Source organism: Bradyrhizobium sp. MI1.10, assembly GCF_055811035.1.
The window spans coordinates 73,594-91,770 of sequence record NZ_JBVVPN010000027.1; the positions used below are offsets into that span (position 1 = coordinate 73,594).

General features: G+C 63.8%; 22 protein-coding genes. 13 read left to right on the plus strand and 9 right to left on the minus strand.

All coding sequences use genetic code 11. The features are described 5' to 3' along the window. Positions 1 to 63: 63 nt before the first annotated feature. The gene (locus tag AC0L3K_RS26265) at positions 64 to 510 is read right to left on the minus strand and encodes an Rrf2 family transcriptional regulator (RefSeq protein WP_007592157.1); all 447 of its coding nucleotides are present in this window, start codon (positions 508 to 510) and stop codon (positions 64 to 66) included. Positions 511 to 886: 376 nt separating this feature from the next. Here AC0L3K_RS26265 and AC0L3K_RS26270 point away from each other — a divergent pair, with 376 nt between their 5' ends. Beyond that, positions 887 to 1,345: a suppressor of fused domain protein gene (locus AC0L3K_RS26270; protein ID WP_473367148.1), complete on the plus strand. Its 459-nt coding sequence runs from the start codon at positions 887 to 889 to the stop codon at positions 1,343 to 1,345. A 71-nt stretch (positions 1,346 to 1,416) separates the two neighbouring features. Here AC0L3K_RS26270 and AC0L3K_RS26275 read toward each other — a convergent pair whose 3' ends face one another. Then, positions 1,417 to 1,764 carry a hypothetical protein gene (locus tag AC0L3K_RS26275; RefSeq protein WP_007592152.1) on the minus strand — a complete coding sequence of 116 codons (348 nt, stop codon included), beginning with the start codon at positions 1,762 to 1,764 and terminating at the stop codon, positions 1,417 to 1,419. Positions 1,765 to 2,087: 323 nt separating this feature from the next. Here AC0L3K_RS26275 and AC0L3K_RS26280 point away from each other — a divergent pair, with 323 nt between their 5' ends. From AC0L3K_RS26280 to AC0L3K_RS26290, 3 genes are all read left to right on the plus strand, one after another. Then, a complete protein-coding gene (locus AC0L3K_RS26280) occupies positions 2,088 to 2,969 on the plus strand; it encodes an AraC family transcriptional regulator (protein ID WP_007592151.1) in 882 nt (293 codons plus the stop codon). Positions 2,970 to 3,137: 168 nt separating this feature from the next. Further along, positions 3,138 to 3,896 carry an SDR family oxidoreductase gene (locus tag AC0L3K_RS26285; protein WP_473367149.1) on the plus strand — a complete coding sequence of 253 codons (759 nt, stop codon included), beginning with the start codon at positions 3,138 to 3,140 and terminating at the stop codon, positions 3,894 to 3,896. A 111-nt stretch (positions 3,897 to 4,007) separates the two neighbouring features. Further along, a complete protein-coding gene (locus tag AC0L3K_RS26290; RefSeq protein WP_473367150.1) occupies positions 4,008 to 5,267 on the plus strand; it encodes a serine hydrolase domain-containing protein in 1,260 nt (419 codons plus the stop codon). 7 nt (positions 5,268 to 5,274) lie between these two features. On the opposite strand, the gene AC0L3K_RS26295 is transcribed toward AC0L3K_RS26290, so the two are convergent. Then, positions 5,275 to 6,825 (minus strand): carboxylesterase/lipase family protein, encoded by a 1,551-nt coding sequence (locus AC0L3K_RS26295; protein ID WP_007592145.1) that lies wholly within the window; start codon positions 6,823 to 6,825, stop codon positions 5,275 to 5,277. A 249-nt stretch (positions 6,826 to 7,074) separates the two neighbouring features. On the opposite strand from AC0L3K_RS26295, the gene AC0L3K_RS26300 reads away from it, so the two are divergent. From AC0L3K_RS26300 to AC0L3K_RS26310, 3 genes are read left to right on the plus strand one after another with little or no spacing between them, the layout of a single operon-like run. After that, positions 7,075 to 7,872, plus strand: a complete 798-nt coding sequence (locus AC0L3K_RS26300) for an AraC family transcriptional regulator (protein ID WP_354163874.1) — start codon at positions 7,075 to 7,077, stop codon at positions 7,870 to 7,872. Positions 7,873 to 7,928: 56 nt separating this feature from the next. Beyond that, a complete protein-coding gene (locus AC0L3K_RS26305; RefSeq protein ID WP_007592144.1) occupies positions 7,929 to 8,591 on the plus strand; it encodes an SRPBCC family protein in 663 nt (220 codons plus the stop codon). Further along, a complete protein-coding gene (locus AC0L3K_RS26310; protein WP_007592142.1) occupies positions 8,591 to 8,953 on the plus strand; it encodes an ArsR/SmtB family transcription factor in 363 nt (120 codons plus the stop codon). The genes AC0L3K_RS26305 and AC0L3K_RS26310 overlap by 1 nt, the downstream gene beginning before the upstream one ends. Positions 8,954 to 8,990: 37 nt before the next feature. Here AC0L3K_RS26310 and AC0L3K_RS26315 read toward each other — a convergent pair whose 3' ends face one another. From AC0L3K_RS26315 to AC0L3K_RS26325, 3 genes are all read right to left on the minus strand, one after another. After that, positions 8,991 to 9,395, minus strand: a complete 405-nt coding sequence (locus AC0L3K_RS26315; protein WP_007592139.1) for an MAPEG family protein — start codon at positions 9,393 to 9,395, stop codon at positions 8,991 to 8,993. A gap of 24 nt (positions 9,396 to 9,419) precedes the next feature. Continuing rightward, complete coding sequence (locus AC0L3K_RS26320; protein ID WP_007592137.1) at positions 9,420 to 9,833, minus strand: GFA family protein; 414 nt, start codon at positions 9,831 to 9,833, stop codon at positions 9,420 to 9,422. Positions 9,834 to 9,943: 110 nt separating this feature from the next. Then, entirely contained in the window at positions 9,944 to 10,441 is a 498-nt protein-coding gene (locus AC0L3K_RS26325) for a peptide deformylase (RefSeq protein ID WP_007592136.1), read from the minus strand. A gap of 76 nt (positions 10,442 to 10,517) precedes the next feature. On the opposite strand from AC0L3K_RS26325, the gene AC0L3K_RS26330 reads away from it, so the two are divergent. The 3 genes from AC0L3K_RS26330 to AC0L3K_RS26340 all read left to right on the plus strand — a co-directional run bounded on the left by AC0L3K_RS26330 (position 10,518) and on the right by AC0L3K_RS26340 (position 13,278). After that, complete coding sequence (locus AC0L3K_RS26330; RefSeq protein ID WP_007592134.1) at positions 10,518 to 11,102, plus strand: TetR/AcrR family transcriptional regulator; 585 nt, start codon at positions 10,518 to 10,520, stop codon at positions 11,100 to 11,102. 105 nt (positions 11,103 to 11,207) lie between these two features. After that, positions 11,208 to 11,786 (plus strand): DUF308 domain-containing protein, encoded by a 579-nt coding sequence (locus AC0L3K_RS26335; RefSeq protein WP_007592132.1) that lies wholly within the window; start codon positions 11,208 to 11,210, stop codon positions 11,784 to 11,786. Between the two features lie 271 nt (positions 11,787 to 12,057). After that, complete coding sequence (locus AC0L3K_RS26340; protein WP_007592130.1) at positions 12,058 to 13,278, plus strand: MFS transporter; 1,221 nt, start codon at positions 12,058 to 12,060, stop codon at positions 13,276 to 13,278. A 22-nt stretch (positions 13,279 to 13,300) separates the two neighbouring features. On the opposite strand, the gene AC0L3K_RS26345 is transcribed toward AC0L3K_RS26340, so the two are convergent. From AC0L3K_RS26345 to AC0L3K_RS26355, 3 genes are all read right to left on the minus strand, one after another. Next, on the minus strand, positions 13,301 to 13,687 hold the full coding sequence (locus tag AC0L3K_RS26345; RefSeq protein WP_007592129.1) for an ester cyclase: 387 nt from the start codon (positions 13,685 to 13,687) through the stop codon (positions 13,301 to 13,303). Positions 13,688 to 13,744: 57 nt separating this feature from the next. Then, positions 13,745 to 14,617 (minus strand): bifunctional helix-turn-helix transcriptional regulator/GNAT family N-acetyltransferase, encoded by an 873-nt coding sequence (locus tag AC0L3K_RS26350; RefSeq protein WP_035992844.1) that lies wholly within the window; start codon positions 14,615 to 14,617, stop codon positions 13,745 to 13,747. 74 nt (positions 14,618 to 14,691) lie between these two features. Then, positions 14,692 to 15,045, minus strand: coding sequence for an MmcQ/YjbR family DNA-binding protein (locus AC0L3K_RS26355; protein WP_007592125.1), 354 nt, complete (start codon positions 15,043 to 15,045; stop codon positions 14,692 to 14,694). A 171-nt stretch (positions 15,046 to 15,216) separates the two neighbouring features. Here AC0L3K_RS26355 and AC0L3K_RS26360 point away from each other — a divergent pair, with 171 nt between their 5' ends. The 3 genes from AC0L3K_RS26360 to AC0L3K_RS26370 all read left to right on the plus strand — a co-directional run bounded on the left by AC0L3K_RS26360 (position 15,217) and on the right by AC0L3K_RS26370 (position 18,108). Beyond that, a complete protein-coding gene (locus AC0L3K_RS26360) occupies positions 15,217 to 16,881 on the plus strand; it encodes an acetolactate synthase large subunit (RefSeq protein ID WP_473367151.1) in 1,665 nt (554 codons plus the stop codon). A 182-nt stretch (positions 16,882 to 17,063) separates the two neighbouring features. Then, positions 17,064 to 17,411: a Lin0512 family protein gene (locus AC0L3K_RS26365; RefSeq protein WP_007592122.1), complete on the plus strand. Its 348-nt coding sequence runs from the start codon at positions 17,064 to 17,066 to the stop codon at positions 17,409 to 17,411. Between the two features lie 4 nt (positions 17,412 to 17,415). Continuing rightward, the gene (locus AC0L3K_RS26370) at positions 17,416 to 18,108 is read left to right on the plus strand and encodes a GNAT family N-acetyltransferase (RefSeq protein ID WP_007592119.1); all 693 of its coding nucleotides are present in this window, start codon (positions 17,416 to 17,418) and stop codon (positions 18,106 to 18,108) included. Positions 18,109 to 18,177 lie beyond the last annotated feature (69 nt).

An 18,177-nucleotide genomic window follows, 5' to 3' on the forward strand; every position in this document is an offset into this window, starting at 1 on the left:
ATGCCGTTCGGCATTGAAGATATTATGTGTCGATGACACGATTACATTTAAGAGCAAAACAAATCACCAGGCGAGCGGAATGGAGAACTTGCCCAGCCGCGCCACCTCGGCTGCAACATCCGCCACTGTCGTTTTTGCGAGTTCAGCCTCGAGCGCTTTGCGCGCGCGGTCTAGGGCGGGTTGTATCGCCGCGATGATATTGCCGCCGACCGCGCAACTCTCGCAGGGCGGGGTCCGGTGCAGCGAAAACAGCTCGGTGTCCTCGACCGCCGCATAGACATCGAGCAGCCGTATCTTCTTTGCCGGTTTCGCCAGCAAGGAGCCGCCACCCGCTCCGAGCTGCGAACGCGTCAGCCCGGCATCGCTCAGGCGGGACAAAAGCCCGCGGATGACGACGGCACCGGTGTTGGCCGACCAGGCGAGATCCTCGGACCGCAGCGGCTTTCCGTCGCTCACGGCAAGTCCGGTGAGGATATGAACGGCAACGGCGAAGCGGGTGCTGGTCGGCATGACGATCTCGTTTGTGTGTAACCATCACTATTACACACTTTCGGCGATGTCAACACTGGTGCGTCTGCAAGCGGCTGGATGCGCGGCTGTGCCGGAGCTAAAGGCCAGCGCCTTTGGCGACGCGCGTGCACGAGGTCATGGATATGACCACCGGCCCCGTCTATACCGAGGTCGCACGACAGGACAGAGCGATGATCGTATGCTCGCAGTCATCACGGTGAAGATATGACTGCCGACGATCTTGGATTTGACGTGAGGAGCCATGGTGGTTTCGGAAGACAACAGATCTCTCGCCCGCTATTTGAGAGATGCTACGCAGGGCTCACCGACGGTTACGAAATATTGGGATGATGCCCACGTCTGCGACGTCGATATCATGATCATCAAGAACGTCCCGGCAGGAGGCGTTTCCACCTATGCCAGCCTCGCGCTCTCCGACGCGAAGACAGGCCTGACGTCCGGCGGCAAGGCCCTGGGCGTCGAGATTTTGCTGGCTCTGGCGACGGAATGCGCCGAGGGCGCCAACATGATCGCGACCTGCGCTTTCAGCATCAAGAAGGGCGAAATCACACCCTTGCCCGGCGTCGTCATTCCGCGAGCCCTGGAACTGTATGGCGAAGGGCGCGAGATGAAGCACGCCATGCTCATCTCTCCGTTCTTGTGGAACCTTGAAACACAGTCCTTCTCGGCCAAGTCCGTCGCCTGGCTGCAGGTGCTACCTATTTCGGACGCCGAGCGGGACTACGCGCTGGCGAACGGGCCCGAAGCGCTGGAGGATCTGTTCGAGGACCGACAGATCGACGTATTCGATATCGATCGTCCCAGCGCTCTTTGATACCTTGACCGCCGCTATCCTCGTGGACGCCTGCGACTCGCCTGGCCCGAAGGGTATCGCTTCGCGTCTCGCTACCGCGGCGCCAGCCCCGCGCCGTTTTGAAATGCCAACAGCCCAATGCAGAAAATCGCTGCGCCAACCCACAGCACCACCGGCACCAGGTACGGCGACGAAATGACCTCCAGCACCGGGAATGCTTTGTCTGAAACAAACCTTCTGTGCGCCACCCATGCGGTTGCGACGAGGGGCGTAAAGGCGACAACGAAGTAAAGCGCCCCCAGGACCCAGCCAAAGGCGGTCAAATCCCTGGATCGCGTGACCTCTCCCGCAAAGCCAAGCGCGGCAATTGACACGAACGCGCCCAACGCGCTGATGAGGAGCTCGGCAGCCAGGACGACGATGGATAGAGTTGCATTCATGCTTGGATTCCGTTTGCGAATGAGAATTCCCCGAAGCCGCAGCCCGGATGGCCGCTGACCGCATCAGCCACGATTGAAGTCCTCGAGATCGCGGATAAAGCGTTCGAAGTCGGGCGTCAGCTCGTGCATGTTCGGGAAGTCGGCTCGAAGGGGAACGCCACTTGTGGGTCAAGGGGGTTCCGACAGTTTAGCGCGGAGAGGAAGGTGCTTGCAATCGGCGTGGTCATTCGAACTAGGATTGGCCAGACTCGGCCAAACCGCAAGATCGGTCGAGCGTGTCATTGCCGTCAGCGACTAGATGGAGCCGCCACGGAGGAGGGACGATGAAGGCGGCGCTGCAAAACTATCAGGACCGGATGCGACGGGTGCTGGATCATATCGATCGGCATCTCGACGGTGATCTGGATCTGGACACGGTGAGTGCTGTTGCGGCTTTCTCAAAGTATCATTTCCACCGGCAGTTCTCGGCAACCTTCGGATTATCAGTGCATCGCTATGTCCAGCTGGCCCGCATGAAGCGCGCTTCGCATCAACTAGCCTATATGGACGCCCTTGATGTGACGGAGATTGCGATGGATGCCGGTTACGATGCACCGGATGCCTTCGCTCGCGCCTTTCGGCAACGGTTCGGGCAATCGCCGTCGTCCTTCCGGAAGTCTCCCGACTGGGAGCCGTGGCTTGCGGCCTTGGGGCCTCTCGACAATGCCAGGAGCAAGCTCATGCAGAAGATTTTTACCACCAACGACGTGACGATCCGTGATGTGCCCCCGACGCCGGTGGCAATCATGGAGCATCGCGGCGACCCGGCGACGCTTCCCGCCACCATCCAGCGCTTCATCGCGTGGCGCAAGGCGGCGAACCTGCATCCCAGGACAAGTCCGACCTTCACTGTTTGGCATTCCGAGAGGCGTCCGGCGCAGCGGGACGAATACAGCATCGACCTTTGTGTCGGCACCGACCAGCCGATCGCGGCGAACGGCGAAGAGATCAAGACCGGCGAGATCCCTGGCGGGCGCTGCGCGGTGCTGCGCGTCGTCGGCTACACCGACAATCTGGAGCCTGCCGCGCTCTTTCTTTATCGCGACTGGCTTCCAGCCAGCGGCGAGGAAGCCCGCGACTTCCCGATCTATTGCCAGCGGCTGAGCTTCTTCCCGGAGGTGCCGGAGCACGAGACTGTTGCGGACGTTTTCTTGCCGCTGAAGTAGCGACCGCTGACGGCGGCCTGTCGCTTCCAATCACGGAAACCGACAGGCCGCCATTCCCCGATCAAGTCCGCCGCGATCCGCTCCCGCGTTCAACTCGGGAAACGGGTGGCAGCTCGCCGGTGCCTGATGTCTTGTTCGGATCCTGTTTGACATCAGGAGAGTCTCGCGGTGGAACTGGCAAACAAGACGATCATCATAACCGGCGCCAGCAGCGGTATCGGTGCTGCCGCGGCGTCGCTGTTCGCGTTCGAAGGCGCCGATGTGGTGCTCGGGGCTCGTCGCGTCCCCGAGCTGCAGGCGGTTGTTGCAAGCATCGAGAGCGCCGGAGGGCGCGCGACTTTTCTTGCGGGCGACGTTCGGGACACCGGCTATGCTGCCCGCCTTGTCGAGCACGCCGTCACGACGTTCGGAAAACTTGACGGCGCTTTCGACAATGCCGGCATCGTCGGCGAGATGACGCCGGTCCCCGAGATGAGCGTCGAAAACTGGACCGATGTGCTCGCGGTGAATCTCACCTCGGCGTTCCTCAGCGCAAAGGCGCAGTTCCCGGCGCTGCGCAAGCAGGGCGGCGGTTCGATCGTTTTCACGTCGTCCTTCGTTGGGTTCAGCAACGGCGGCATGCCGGGAATGGCGGCGTACGCAGCCTCCAAGGCAGGACTGATCGGCCTGGCTCAATCGCTGGGCGCCGAGCATGCGGCCGAAGGCATTCGCGTCAACGCGCTTCTGCCTGGAGGGACCATCACCCCGGCGGCAGGCGAAGGAAATCCCGACGCCCTGAATTTTATCGCCGGGCTCCACCCGATGAAGCGGATGGCGAGTCCCAAGGAGATCGCGCAGGCGGCGGTTTTTCTCCTGAGCGACCGGGCATCGTTCATGACGGGCAGTCCCATGACGGTTGACGGTGGCATGTCGGTGCGCCTGACCTGACGACGAACCCGCCAAGCGCACGACGACGGTCACCTCGGCGCAAACACGGGATGTTCGCCACCAATCGCCATGATACGAAATCCCGTCGTTCGCTTCCGGAGCCCAATATTGATGTCCGCCGCCACCGCCCCGACTCAGCCGCCCGCAAGCGCCGCCGAAACCGATCCCGAAACACTCGGCTGGATGAAAGGCTTCCCGCCTTCCCCCGACCGCACCATCAGTTTCCAGGACGGCTCGTTCCGCAGCTTCCCCGAGCTGCGCTGGGCCTGGAGCAACATCCGCCAGCTGGTGCCGATCGTGAACGTCTGGCGCGGGGCGGGGCCTGCGTCGGCGCTGCCGCGCGAGGACCACGACATCGGCGCGGTCGCCTGCGTCACGATGGACGGGCGTCCCATCACGTTCGCGAAGATGCTCGACGAGACTTACACCGACGGCATCGCCGTGCTGCACCGGGGCAAGCTGATCTATGAGCGCTATTTCGGCGCGTTGAAGCCGCACAAGCCGCATATCGCGATGTCGGTGACGAAGTCGTTCACGGGCGTGCTCGCCGGCATTCTGGTCGCCGAGGGCAAGATCGATCGGCAGGCGCCTGTCGCGGAGTATGTGCCTGAGCTGAAGGCCAGCGCCTTCGGCGATGCGCGCGTGCACGAGGTCATGGATATGACCACCGGGCTCGAATACACGGAGGTCTATACCGACAAGAACTCGCATGTGTGGGGACTGCGGCGCGCCAACGGCATGGCGCCGATTCCACCCGGCTATGACGGTGCGACCACCATCTTCGATTTCCTGGTCGCGCAGAAGAAGCAGGGCGAGCACGGCAAGGCCTTTGCCTACAAGACCGTCAACACCGACGCGTTGGCCTGGATCATCCGCCGCGTCAGCGGCATGACGTTGTCCGATCTGCTCTCCGAGCGGATCTGGCAGCCGATGGGCGCGGAGGAAGACGCGCATTACCACGTCGATCGCATCGGCACCGAAAGCGGCGGCGGCGGCCTGTCGACCACCTTGCGCGACCTCGCCCGCTTCGGCGAGACCATGCGCAATCACGGCCGCTTCAACGGCCGGCAGATCGTGCCTTCGTCTGTCGTCGAGGACATCGTGCGCGGCGGCGATCCCGAAAAATTCAAGCCGGCCGGCTACACCACGCTAACAGGTACGTCCTATCGCAATCAATGGTGGGTCACGCACAACGCCCACGGCGCCTATATGGCGCGCGGCGTTCACGGCCAGGGCATCTATATCGATCCCAAGGCCGAGATGGTGATCGCGCGCTACGCCTCGCACCCCGTAGCGGGCAACGCCGCCAACGACCCCGTGACGCTGCCGGCCTACATGGCGCTGGCGAAGCAGCTGATGGCGGGCGGGTGAGGCCGCCTCACGGCAGCTCCCGCCAGCGCATCGGCAAAATGCCGTCCTGCCTGAAGCTATCGAGGAAGCGGAAGCGGGCGGCTTGCGGATTGGGGCGGGATTCGATCGGTTTGCCCAGGATCTGCACGACGTCGTTCTCGTCATAGGCGGGCCAGGGTGGCAGGTCCGATCGGTTGGGATCGCCATGCGCGGCGAAATTGACCCAATAGGCCATCATGGTCCGCGCCAGCGCGCGGTCCTCTTCGGCCGGCGGTGCCGAGCTGCCGATCACCTGTTGCGGTGTCAGTGTGCCGAACACGAACGGAATTTCAGTGACGTGCGAGGCGATCGGCGTGTAATGCGAGGTATAGCTGAAGTGATAGCCGTAGACCGGCGCTTGTCGCCCGCGCCGATGCAGACGCAGCCACTGCCAGCATTGCTCCCCGACCACATAGTCGCCGTTAAGCGCCGCCGCGGAAGTCCTGGCCTCCGCGTCGGTCGCCGCGGGATAGACCCTCAGGAAATCGGCCATGCGCTCCTTGCCGAACATCGCCTCAGCCGCGGCGACAAAGGCTTGCGCCGATTGGTCGGGGAGTGACTGCGAACGGAAAGGAAATTCTTCGGCGGCATTCCAGCCTGCCAGCAGCGGGATGTGCATCTGTTCGCCGCGAAGGAATCGCCGTGCGGGCACATCAGGCACAACATGACCATCGATACTCGGCGAGAAGGCCGTCACGACCGGGCTGGTCCTGAAACTCCATGGCGCGGCTGCATTCAATCGATCGGCCGGCATGCTGCGCAAAGCTGCGATCGACCCGTTGCCCCGTTGCCGGGCAAAAGCCAGACCACGCGCGCGGGCTTCTTCAAAGCCCTGGAGTGGGCCGTGCTTGCCGTCCCAGAACGCGCCGCTCTGTCCAATGGCCTTGTGAAACAGTCCGTGCGCGAGCGGAGAGGCCATCAAGATGCCGACGGCCATGGCGCCGGCGGATTCGCCGAACAGGGTGACGTTGTCGGGGTCGCCGCCAAAGCCGGCGATGTTGGCCTTGACCCAGCGCAGCGCCGCCAGTTGATCCTGCAGGCCGTAATTGCCTGATGGCGCCTCCATGTCGAGATCGGGATGGGCGAGGAAGCCGAAGATGCCGAGGCGGTAGTTGAAGCTGACGACGACGACACCTTTCACTGCTAGCGCGTTGCCATCGGTTGCAGGATTGGCCGAGGAGCCGAACTGAAAGCCGCCGCCGTGAATCCACACCATCACGGGCCGCTTCTCATCCGCGCGCTTCGCCCCGGTCCAGACGTTGAGATAGAGGCAATCCTCGTCGCGCGGTCCCGGCCGCTGGTCGTTTTCGAGCGCCGATAGACAGCCCGCGCCGAACACGCGCGCATCGCGCACGCCATCCCAGGGCGCCGGCGGTTGCGGTGCGCACCAACGCAGAGGTCCGGCCGGCGGTGCTGCGTAGGGAATGCCTTTGAACGCGATCACGCCGCTTGCATCGCGCGGGCCGCCACGCACGAAGCCTGCTTGCGTGCGGACCACTCGTTGCAGCCCGGCTGCTGTCACACTTGTGGAACCATGCATGGTCACATCTCCAGGGCATTCGCACACAAAGCTTGGCCTTCATGGTTCGAGACGCCCGCCTGAGAGCGGGCTCCTCACCATGAGGATTTGCGATTGTGCCGCGAAACAAGACCTCATCCTGAGGAGCCCGCCGACGCGGGCGTCTCGAAGGATGGCCACAGCGAAACCGCTGCCACGCCGAGATCCTATCGACTTTCTTGTTCGCTCGATTTAGATATTCTGCCAATCGATTGCTAAAAACCGGCAAGCATGCGGCAGCCGCTCCGTTTTCCATGGCCTGATCTCGACGTGGATGATGTCTCCGCGCCCGTTATCGCGGTGCGCGTCGACGTGATCGGGACCAAGGGCGAGGTGCCCGATCACAGGCACCGGAAGGGGCAACTTGTCTTTGCGCTGGGAGGCGCCGTGACATGCCGCATTCCCACCGGTCTGTGGATGGTGCCGCCGCATTGCGCAGTGTGGGTGCCCGGGGGCATGCAGCACAGCAACCTCGCGACAGAAAATGCCCGGCTGTTCTTCGTCTATATCGAGCCTGACCGCGTGGACCTGCCGGATCGTTGCTGCACGCTCTCGATCTCCCCGCTGCTGCGTGAAGTGATCGTCGAATTGTCCGATCAGATCGCGGATGACGAGGCGAGGGTGGACCTTCTGGCCAGCGTCCTTCTGCGCGAGCTTCCCCGCATGCCCGTTCAGCAGCTTCATCTGCCGCTCTCGCCCGAGCCGCGGTTGAAGAAGATTGCCGCAGCGCTGGCGAAAAACCCTTCCGATCGCAGGACGCTGGCCGAATGGGCCGATCGCGTCGCGCTGAGCGAGAGCAGCCTCGCGCGTCTCGTCGTCCGGGAGACGGGCTTGAGCTTCGGGCGCTGGCGCCAGCAATTGCATCTGATCGTCGCCTTGCGGGAGCTGACGTCCGGCGCGAGCGTCCAGCAGGTGTCCGCCGATCTCGGCTACGACTCCGTCGCGGCCTTCATCACCATGTTCAAGAAGGCGCTCGGCAAACCGCCGGGGAAATATCTGAGCGGCATTTTCCCTGAATATAAGAGTTGACTTATATTAGCTTCAACCGATATTCATCCTGGCACGAAACGACGAGGAGGAGCGCCATGGAGATCGACGTCGTCAGGGTATTGGGGCTGGTTACGCGTTCGGTGAGGAATTTCGACAAGGACGGGAAAGCGGCCAGTGCGGTGATACTGACGCGGCTTTACGAAACCAGCGTCGACGATCTCTGGGACGCAGTGACCAGCGAACAACGCATTCCGCGCTGGTTCTTGCCGGTCGAGGGAGATCTCCGGCTCGGCGGAAAGTACCAGCTCAAGGGGAATGCCGGCGGGACCATCACGGCGTGTACGCCGCCGACCCATTTTGCGGCGACGTGGGAATTCGGCGGCGCGATGAGCTGGATCGACGTCAAGCTGACGGCAGAACGAAGCCAGGCGCGGCTGACGCTTGAGCACACCGCGATGATCGAGGATCATTGGAATCAGTTCGGTCCAGGGGCAGTCGGGATCGGCTGGGATCTCGCCATTGCGGGGCTGGAGCGATATGTTGCGACCGGGGCATCGGTCGACCATGAGACGGCTGAGGCATGGATGGGCTCTCCCGCGGGCAAGGAATTCATGACGAGCAGCGGCGAGTCTTGGCGCGCAGCGCATGTCGCAAGCGGCGTGGATCCTGCCACCGCGAAGCAGCGCTCGGACCGCACCATCGCCTTCTATCGCGGCGAGACGCCGCCCGACGCGGCGCATCCGGGCACAGGAAGCTGATGCAAATCTTCGAGGTCCTCGCCGACCCCGTCCGCCGTCGCATCCTCGAGCTGCTTGCGCCCGGCGAGATGGCCTCCGGCAAGGTCGTCGAAGTGATCGGGGCGGAGTTCGGGATCACGCAGGCCGCCGTGTCGCAGCACCTCAAGGTGCTGCGCGAGAGCGGCTTCGCCACGGTTCGCGCGGAGGCGCAACGACGGCTCTATTCGGTCGATGCTGCCGGGCTCCAAGCGGTGGATGCATGGGTCGGTCAGTTCCGCAATTTCTGGGAGCCGAAGCTGGATGCGCTGGCGACGGAAATCGCGCGCGGCAAACGCGAGCGTCGTAACGCGCCAATGACCAGGCGGGGCGGGAAGCGGGCGTGAAGGCATCGCGGCAAAGGCCACGTAGCATCTCGCCGCTTCAGTGAGGCACGAAAGGCGCTGCCAAGACAGCAAGCATGCCAAAGCTGGCGATATTCCAGAACAGCGAGCGGACGAGAGGTATGCCGGATAGGTAAAGCGCGGTGTAGGCGATGCGTCCGCCAAGATAGGCGATCGATCCCCAATAAGTCAGCTCATTGTGAACGCCTGCGGCGTGAGAGATGAGGATCGCTGCGGCAAAGAACGGAAACGTCTCCATGTAGTTGCGGAAATTTCGGTTGAGGCGGCCGGGGATGGGCTTGAGCGGCGGCATCTCGGTGTCGCGCGGGCTCGCAGCCCATCTGAGGCCGTACTGCAGGTTCGCGGCTTGCGCGGCGGCGACAAGCTGTACGAAGCCCCAGACGATTGCGGCGGCCAGCATCGATAGCTCGAAGCTCATCGCCATTGGCTGTCCCTCAATCTGCAAGAATCAGCGCGATCCCGGGTGCCATTCCGGGAGTTTGGGAATCTCGGGATCGAGGTGATCCCAGGCATATCCGCGCGAGCAGAACAGCACGACGGACGGTTTGAACGTGCTGGCATCGTCCAGCGTGCCGACATAGATGCCGATGAACTCCGGCTTCTCGTCCGGCTTGTTGTAGATCGGCGAGCCGCAGCTCGGACAGAACCCTTTGCGCTTGATTGCGCCGCTGTCGGCGGTGCGCTCGATTTCGCGCACCTCGCCTGTCACCGAGACTGCGCTGCGCGCGAACACGAAGATGGAGCTGTGGCCGCTGCCGGTGTCGCGCTGACAGTCGCTGCACTGGCATTGGAAGCCGCGGATCGGCGCGGACGCGATGGTGTAACAAACCGCGCCACAGGCGCAGCGACCTGAATATTTCATTCGTCTCCCTCCCGACGGGGCCGACCGTTCCAATCATATCAGGCTGGCTTGATTTCGCCACATCGAGCAGCCGGCGCGATTTCACACAAGCCTGATCTTCGCCGGCCCGCTCACCCGCGCGACATCTTCTCAAACCTCTTCACCAGCCGTTCGCGCTTCAGCCGCGACAGGCGCTGGATCCAGAACATGCCGTCGAGCTGGTCGATCTCGTGCTGGTGGCAGACGGCGCGCAAGGCTTCCGACTCCTCGCTGTGCACGTTGCCGTCGAGATCCTGATAGCTGATCCGCACGCGCGCGTGGCGCTGGATGTCGTCGTTGACGCCGGGCATCGAGACACTGCCCTCGCGATGCATGATCATCTCGGGCGAGGCCCATTCGATCTCCGGATTGACGTAGGTCCGCGGTCCGTCCTTCGGGTCGAGTTCGAGCACGACGACGCGCAAGGGCACGCCGACATGCGGCGCCGTGATGCCGATGCCGGGCGCGGCGCGCATGGTCTCGAGCAAATCCGTTGCGAGCTCACGCAAACCGGCGTCGAACGCGGTGACGGGGCGGGCCGGCAGCGCGAGGCGGCGGTCGGGATAGCGGACGATCGGGCGAATGGTCATGCAGGCTCCTAGCACTCACGGATGGTTGAAGCATCCCGTTCTTGACGCCCTACCAACTGGAAGGTAGTTAAGGCCCATGACCAACGTCTCCTCAACTGCCGACGACATCCTGGCCTGCGCGCGCAGCTTGATCATCGCGGGCGGCTATAACGGTTTCAGCTATGCCGACGTGGCCGATGTTGTCGGCATTCGCAAGCCGAGCATCCACCATCATTTCGCCAGCAAGGTCGATCTGGTTCGCACCCTCGTGTCGCGCTACCGTGCCGAAGCCGAGGCGGGACTGTCCGCGCTCGAGCGCAATGTCCCTGATACGCGCGAACAACTCGAAAACTATGTCGCGTACTGGGAGGCGTGCATCAATGATGCGACGGCGCCGTTCTGCGTCTGCGCGCTGCTGGCCAGCGAGCTTCCGATCCTGCCGGAGGAGGTTGCGCTCGAAGTCCGTGCGCACTTCCGCTCCCTGGCTTCCTGGCTGACGGACGTCCTGGAGCGCGGCAAGCGGAAGGGGCGACTCAAACTCTCCGGCACAGCCCGCGTCGAGGCCGAAGGATTCATGGCGACCATTCACGGCGCGATGCTGTCGGCGCGTGCCTATGGCGATCCAAAAATATTCGGTGTGATCACCACCCCGCTGCTGGACCGGCTGGCCAACAAGCATTGAGAGACATCGGCGAGACGATCGCGACAGCCCGCAAGCGGGCTGGAGCGAAGTCGGTTTCGCCGCGTGTAAGAAAACTACCAACTAGTAGGTATAGGAGAGACTGCAATGGCGCGATATCAATTGGATCCGGTTCATACCGACCGCGAGCGATGGCTGAAGCAATACTACTTCGTGCGAGCGGCGTTCTCCGTCGCCTGGGTCGCTGCTGCGTTTGCCGCCGGGGCTTCTTCTCCAGTGATCGCCGGCGCCTTGCTCGTCCTCTATCCCGCATGGGACGCTGCAGCCAACTGCGCGGACGCGCTTCGCAGCGGCGGCTTCAATCAGAATCGCACCCAGGTTTTCAACGCTCTGGCGAGCGTTGCGACAACCATCGCAGTCGTTGTCGCTCTGCAAACAAGCATGAACCGGGTTCTCGGAATCTTCGGGGCATGGGCGATTGTGTCCGGACTGCTGCAGCTGGAGACGGCCATCCGCCGCTGGCGGAGTTTTGGCGCGCAGTGGGCCATGGTGCTCAGCGGTGGCCAATCGGCGCTTGCAGGCGGCTTCCTCATCTTTCAGGCGACGACGCCTGCGGTTCCCTCGATCGCGAATGTCGCGGGCTATGCCGCCGTCGGTGCGCTCTACTTCCTGGTCTCTGCGGTCTGGCTCACGGTCGGCGAGTGGCGGCGCGGCGTGGCTGCTTGAAGCCTGTTCGCGAGGGGACGAGATCGATACCGGCGGGATGATGCCATGATGCAGGTGTTTTGCCCGACGAGTCAAACGGCGGTTCCTCGCACGGCAAAGGGCTGCGCTGTAAGTCCTTGATCCCAAAGCGCCCGGCTACTGTGCATGGGGTTGTTTTCGCCGTTTTCGTTTGGCAGGTCACAAAAGCCTGCCGCAAAAACTTGCGTCGGCCTGTCGGTCCACCATGTTCCCATTCGTCTTCCACCCAGACAGACCTGACGGGAGACCAAAAATGAACTCTTCCTCCTATCGCTGGGTGATCGTCGCCGCGGGCGGCTTGCTCGGCTGCGTCGCCATCGGCGGCATGTTTTCGCTGCCGGTGTTCCTGCAGCCGATCGCGAAGGACACCGGCTGGTCGGTGACCGGCATCTCCAGCGCGATGACGATCGGCTTTCTGGCGATGGCCTTCACCAGCATGGCCTGGGGCACGTTGACGGACCGGTTCGGGCCGCGGCCGGTGGTGCTGATGGGATCGACGGTGCTGACCGTGAGCCTGTTCGCGGCGAGCCACGCCACCTCGCTGCTGGCGTTTCAGTTCGTCTTCGGCCTTCTGGTCGGGGCGTCCTGTGCGGCGATCTTCGCGCCGATGATGGCGACCGTGACCGGCTGGTTCGACACCCATCGCAGCCTCGCGGTCTCGCTGGTGTCGGCCGGCATGGGCATGGCGCCGATGACGATGGCGCCGCTCGCGGCCTGGCTCGTCTCCAACCATGACTGGCGCACCGCGATGCAGATCGTAGCGCTGGTGGTTGGCGCCATCATGATCCCGGTCTCGTTCCTGGTGCGCCGCCCGCCGGCGCTCGCGCACGCCGTGGCCGCGCCTGCGGGCGAGGGCGCCGGGCAAGCCGAGATGTCGATGGGGGAGGCGCTGCGCTCGCCGCAATTCCTGATCCTGCTCGCCACTAACTTCTTCTGCTGCGCCACCCATTCCGGCCCGATCATTCACACCGTCTCCTATGCCGTGAGCTGCGGCATCCCGCTCGTTGCGGCGGTGACGATCTACAGTATCGAGGGTTTTGCTGGCCTCGGCGGGCGCATCGCCTTCGGCCTGATGGGAGACCGCTTCGGCGCCAAGCGCGTGCTCGTCTCGGGCCTGCTGTTGCAGGCGTTCGGTGCGCTGGGTTATGTCTTCGCGCACCAGCTCACGACATTCTACGCCGTCGGGGCCGTCTTCGGCTTCATCTATGCCGGCACCATGCCGCTCTACGCGGTGCTGATCCGCGAGAACTTCCCGCTCAAGATGATGGGCACGGTGATCGGCGGCACCGCGATGGCCGGCAGTCTCGGCATGGCCACGGGCCCGCTCGCCGGCGGCCTGATCTACGATGCGTTCTCGAGCTACGCCTGGCTCTATATCGCCTCCTGGGCGATGGGCCTCGGCGCCTTCCTGATGGCGATGAATTTCAAGCCGTTCCCGAAGCCGCGAGCGGAGTTGGCGCCGGCGGCTGCGTAAGCAGCTTCATCGAGGCGCAGCGCTAGAGCTGCGCCTCGATCGCGGGCTTGTCGACGATGGACCACACGTGCCGTATTTTTCCGTCGCGAAATTGATAGAACACGTTTTCGCAGAAGGACACGCGCCTGCCGTTCACATCCAGCCCCAGAAACGTTCCAGCCGGCGTGCAATCGAACGTCAGCCGGGAGGCGATTTGGGGCGGATCGCAGACCAGCAGCTCGATGTTGAAATGCAGATCGGGAATTGAGCGAAAATCCTGCTCCAGCATGGCACGATAGCCGGACAATCCGAACGGTCGCGCATTGTGGACGACGTCACCGTGAACGAACTGTTCGAGGGCGGGCCAATCCTGCCGGTTCAGGCAGGCGATGTAATTGCGGTAGATGTCGGCGAGGTCGGACCTGGTCATGGCGTTGCTCCTGCGGCTCCGGCCATAACGCGGCAACAGGGCGATCGGCGCCCGCGCTCACAGACGTTTTTCGAAGAACAGGTCCGGGTAGGGATCGTCATTGAAGCGGGGGATCTCGCTCCAGCCGCTTCTTCGGTAGAGCTGGCCGGCCTCCGCCAGCGCGCTGTTGGTGTCGAGCCGCAGCAGCTTGATGCCGAGCCCGCGCGCGACATCCTCGCTCGCGTCCATCAGGCGCCGGCCGAGCCGCAATCCGCGCGCCGCCGGTGCGACCCACAGACGCTTGATCTCGGCATAGCCGTGATCCGTGCCTTTCAGCCCGACGCAGCCGACCGGCAGCGTGTCCGACATCGCGACGATGAACGTGCCGCGCGGGCGGCGCATATCCTTGGCGTCAGGATCGCGCGACAGCGAGACGTCAAAGCCCTGCTTGAAGCGGCGGCCGAGCTCGCCATAATATTCGCCGAGGCAATAACGGGCCTGTTCGCTCCGCGGATCCATCTCGTCCAGCGTGACGCGCTCGCGCGTCAATGCGGAAGCAATCAAATCCATCGCCGCCAGCAGCGCCTCGCGTTGTGAATGCTGGGCAAGGAAGCCCTCGGCCTGCGTGTTCGACAGCGCTTCATAGGCCGCGAACTCGCGCCGGCCCGCACGAGTCAACGATACCACGCGGCGGCGCGCATCTTCCTCATGCGCAATGGTCTCGACCAGCCCCTCGTCCTCGAGGCTGCGGAGCAGGCGGCTCATCAGGCCGGAATCGAGGCCGAGATAGTCGCGGATCTCGGCCACGTCCGAACGTCCATGCCCGATCGCGTTGAGCACGCGCGCCGCCCCCAACGGCCGCCCGCGCCCCAGGAATGACGTGTCGAGCGCACCGACAGCGGACGTGACGGCACGGTTGAAGCGGCGGACGCGGGAAACAGGGTCGAGCATGATATATCTGACTTTAGTCAGGCATATCATCGATGTCAATCAGCGCAGGCTTTCGCTTCGGCACCGGCTGCACTTCACTCGAGGCCCAGCGCCTTGCGGGACTTCCGCGTGAGTTTCGCCGCGACCAGCGCGTGCGCCTGCGCCAGATAGCTCGTGAGCTCGGCGTCTGATAGCGCGTTGTTGCCGACGAGCTGCACCCACTTGGCGCGCGCCAGATAGGGCGCCGGCCGCGCAAGGCCGTGCTCGATCAGCATGGCATAGGCCATGTTCGAGACCTTGAACATGTAGCCGCCGGAGCGCGCGGCAAAGCCGCCGCCGAGTGCGAACATCTTGCCGCCGACCTTGAACACGGAGGTGCCCTCCCACTGCACCACCTTGGTGACGGCGGGCAGGCGCAGGCAGCGGGTTTCGAAGGTATTAGGAGTCATCGCCCGAGCGATAGCACAGCGCACGCGGCAAGGACACGAGAGGGACGAGCGTTGTCGCCACAGGGATGATGCAGTTGCGCGCCTCTTTGTGAGTTGTGCCCGCGCTGCGGACCGTTACCATGTGCCGGCGGCCGTGGAACACGGGAGCCGACATTGTGACCGGGAGGCGACATGAGTGGGCGGGAACGCAAAGCAAAAGGATCCGACCTGTTCGTCGCGGCGCTTGAGAACGAAGGTGTCGACCGCATCTTCGGCGTGCCCGGCGAGGAGAACCTCGATCTGGTGGAATCGCTCCGCACCTCCAAAATCGAACTGATCCTGACTCGCCACGAGCAGGCCGCCGCCTTCATGGCCGCGACGCACGGGCGGTTGACCGGCAGGCCCGGAGTTTGTCTTTCCACGCTCGGCCCGGGCGCGCTCAATCTGTCGACGGGCGCGGCATATGCGCATCTTGGCGCGATGCCGATGATCTTGATCACCGGCCAGAAGCCGATCATGAGCAGCCGGCAGGCGCGTTTCCAGATCGTCGATGTGGTCGCCACCATGAAGCCGTTGACGAAACTGTCGCGGCAGATCATCAGCGCCTCCAGCATCCCCACCGTGGTCCGCGACGCGTTTCGCGTGGCGATGGAGGAGCGGCCAGGGCCCGTGCATCTCGAACTGCCCGAAGATATCGCAGGCGATGAAGTGCCTGAGGTCCCGGTGATCCCGGTTCATCCGATCGAGATCCCGGTCGCCCATCGCGCCGCGCTCGACCGCGCCGCCGAGATGATTTTGGCCGCGAAGCATCCGCTGGTGATGATGGGCGCTGCGACCAGCCGGCCGCGCGCGACACACGGCATCGCCAGTTTCGTGCGGCGGACCGGCATTCCCTTCTTCACCACGCAGATGGGCAAGGGCACGGTGCCCGGCGGCACCAATCTCTACATGGGCACCGCCGCGCTGTCCGAGCGCGACTACGTTCATGACGCGATCGACTCCGCCGATCTGATCGTCGCGATCGGTCACGACCCGATCGAGAAGCCGCCCTTTATCATGGGACCATCGGGCCCCAAGGTGATTCACGTCAGCTACACACCGGCCAGCGTCGAGCTGGTCTATTTTCCCGATGCGGAAGTCGTCGGCGACGTCGGCCCCAGCCTGGAGCTACTCGCCGACCGGCTCGAAGGTAAGCTGCCGCAAGCCGCCGCGCTGCTGCCACTGCGCGAAAAGATCCTTACGCAGATCGCCGACCGCGCCACAGAAGCGCGCTGGCCGCCGACGCCGCAACGCATCGTGCACGACATTCGGCAGGTCATTCCGGAGAACGGCATCGTCGCGCTCGACAACGGCATGTACAAGATCTGGTTCGCGCGCAACTACCGCACCCGCGTCGCCAACACGCTGCTGCTCGACAATGCGCTGGCGACGATGGGCGCCGGGCTGCCGTCGGCGATGATGGCCGCGATGCTCTATCCAGAGCGCCGCGTGCTCGCGGTCGCCGGCGACGGCGGCTTCATGATGAATAGCCAGGAGATGGAGACCGCCGTCCGCCTCAAGCTCAATCTCGTCGTGCTGGTGCTCGAGGACAACGCCTACGGCATGATCCGCTGGAAGCAGGCCGTCGATCACTTCGCCGATTTCGGCATGACTTTTGGCAATCCCGATTTCGTCCTGTACGCGAGGGCTTATGGAGCGAAAGGACATCGCATCGAGAGCATCGACAGCTTTGGCCCGACCTTGGATGCCGCCTTCAAGGAGGGCGGCGTGCATCTGGTCGTGATCCCGATCGATTATTCGGAGAATGTGCGGGTGCTCGTTGAGGAGCTGCGGGCGCGGGAGAAGTCGAAGGCGTGAGTTTGTGCGATGCTGCTGCCCCCGCGTCATTGCGAGCGAAGCGAAGCAATCCAGGTTGTCTCCGCGGGGGCGGCCTGGATTGCTCGGTCGCTTTGCTCCTCGCAATGACGGAGTATGCGGGCCGGCCTGAATACGATAACAAGTCGCGTCCATATCATCCAATCAACCACAGGAATAAGAACATGGCTCGCGTTCGCTGTATCACCGAGATGGGCATGGGCGTCGACGTCCACGGCAGGGACGCCACCAAGGCGGCGAAGCGTGCCGTGTCTGACGCCATCAGGCATTCGAGCCTCGGCTTCTTCCGGATGATCGACAAGACTGCGAACGACATGTTCGTGGACGTCACGATTGCAGTGCCGAATCCCGAAGCCGTCGACAAGGACGCGGTCGCGAAGGAGCTGCCTTACGGCACTGTCACCGTCAACGCGGTGAAGGGCGGGCTAGAGATTCCCTCGGCCCCGGAACAGGGCAACGACCCCATCCTCATCGCCAATGCCGCCGTCATCGTCAGCTTCGAGAAGGAGTGAGACGGTGTCCGACGGTGACGTGACGCTGCTGGATCGCCCGATCTGGAGCGCGCTGACGACCAGCCACAAACATCTGGCCGAGGGTGGCCCGCGAGCGTTGCGCTATCCGGTGGACATGACGCCCTTTGCCGACATGGTCGACATGTCCGAGGCGAGCTTTGCCGCGCTTCGTGATCTCCTGTCGGGCTCGCAGGTCGCCGCGCTGTTCACGCCGGAGGCCGTCGACGTTCCCGCCGGCTTCAAGGTCGTCCTTGCGGAGACCGGCGAGCAGATGATCGGCTCTCCGGCAGACAGTCCGCTTCGCGATGCCGAGATCGTCCGGCTGGGTGCGGCCGATGTTCCCGCCATGTTGGCGCTGACGGAGTTGACGAAGCCCGGTCCATTCGCCCGGCGCACGCACGAGCTCGGGACGTTTCTCGGCATCCACGCCGGCGGCGAATTGGTCGCGATGGCCGGCGAGCGCATGAAGCCGGGCAATTTCGTCGAGATGACGGCCGTCTGCGTCCACCCCGACCATCGAGGCCGGGGCTACGCGCAGGCGCTGCTGGCGGCGGTCGCGCGCCAGATCGAGGCGCGCGGCGAAATTCCGTTCCTGCACGTGTTCTCGAGCAACTCATCGGCCATCGCGCTGTACCAGCGCCAGGGGATGCGGATTCGGCGCCGCCTGCACGTCACTGCGTTCATGAAGCAGGAATGAGCCGCGCCGTCCGGTCAGGCTTCATATCCGGCGAATTCACGCTATATCGATCCCAACCATCATTGGGGG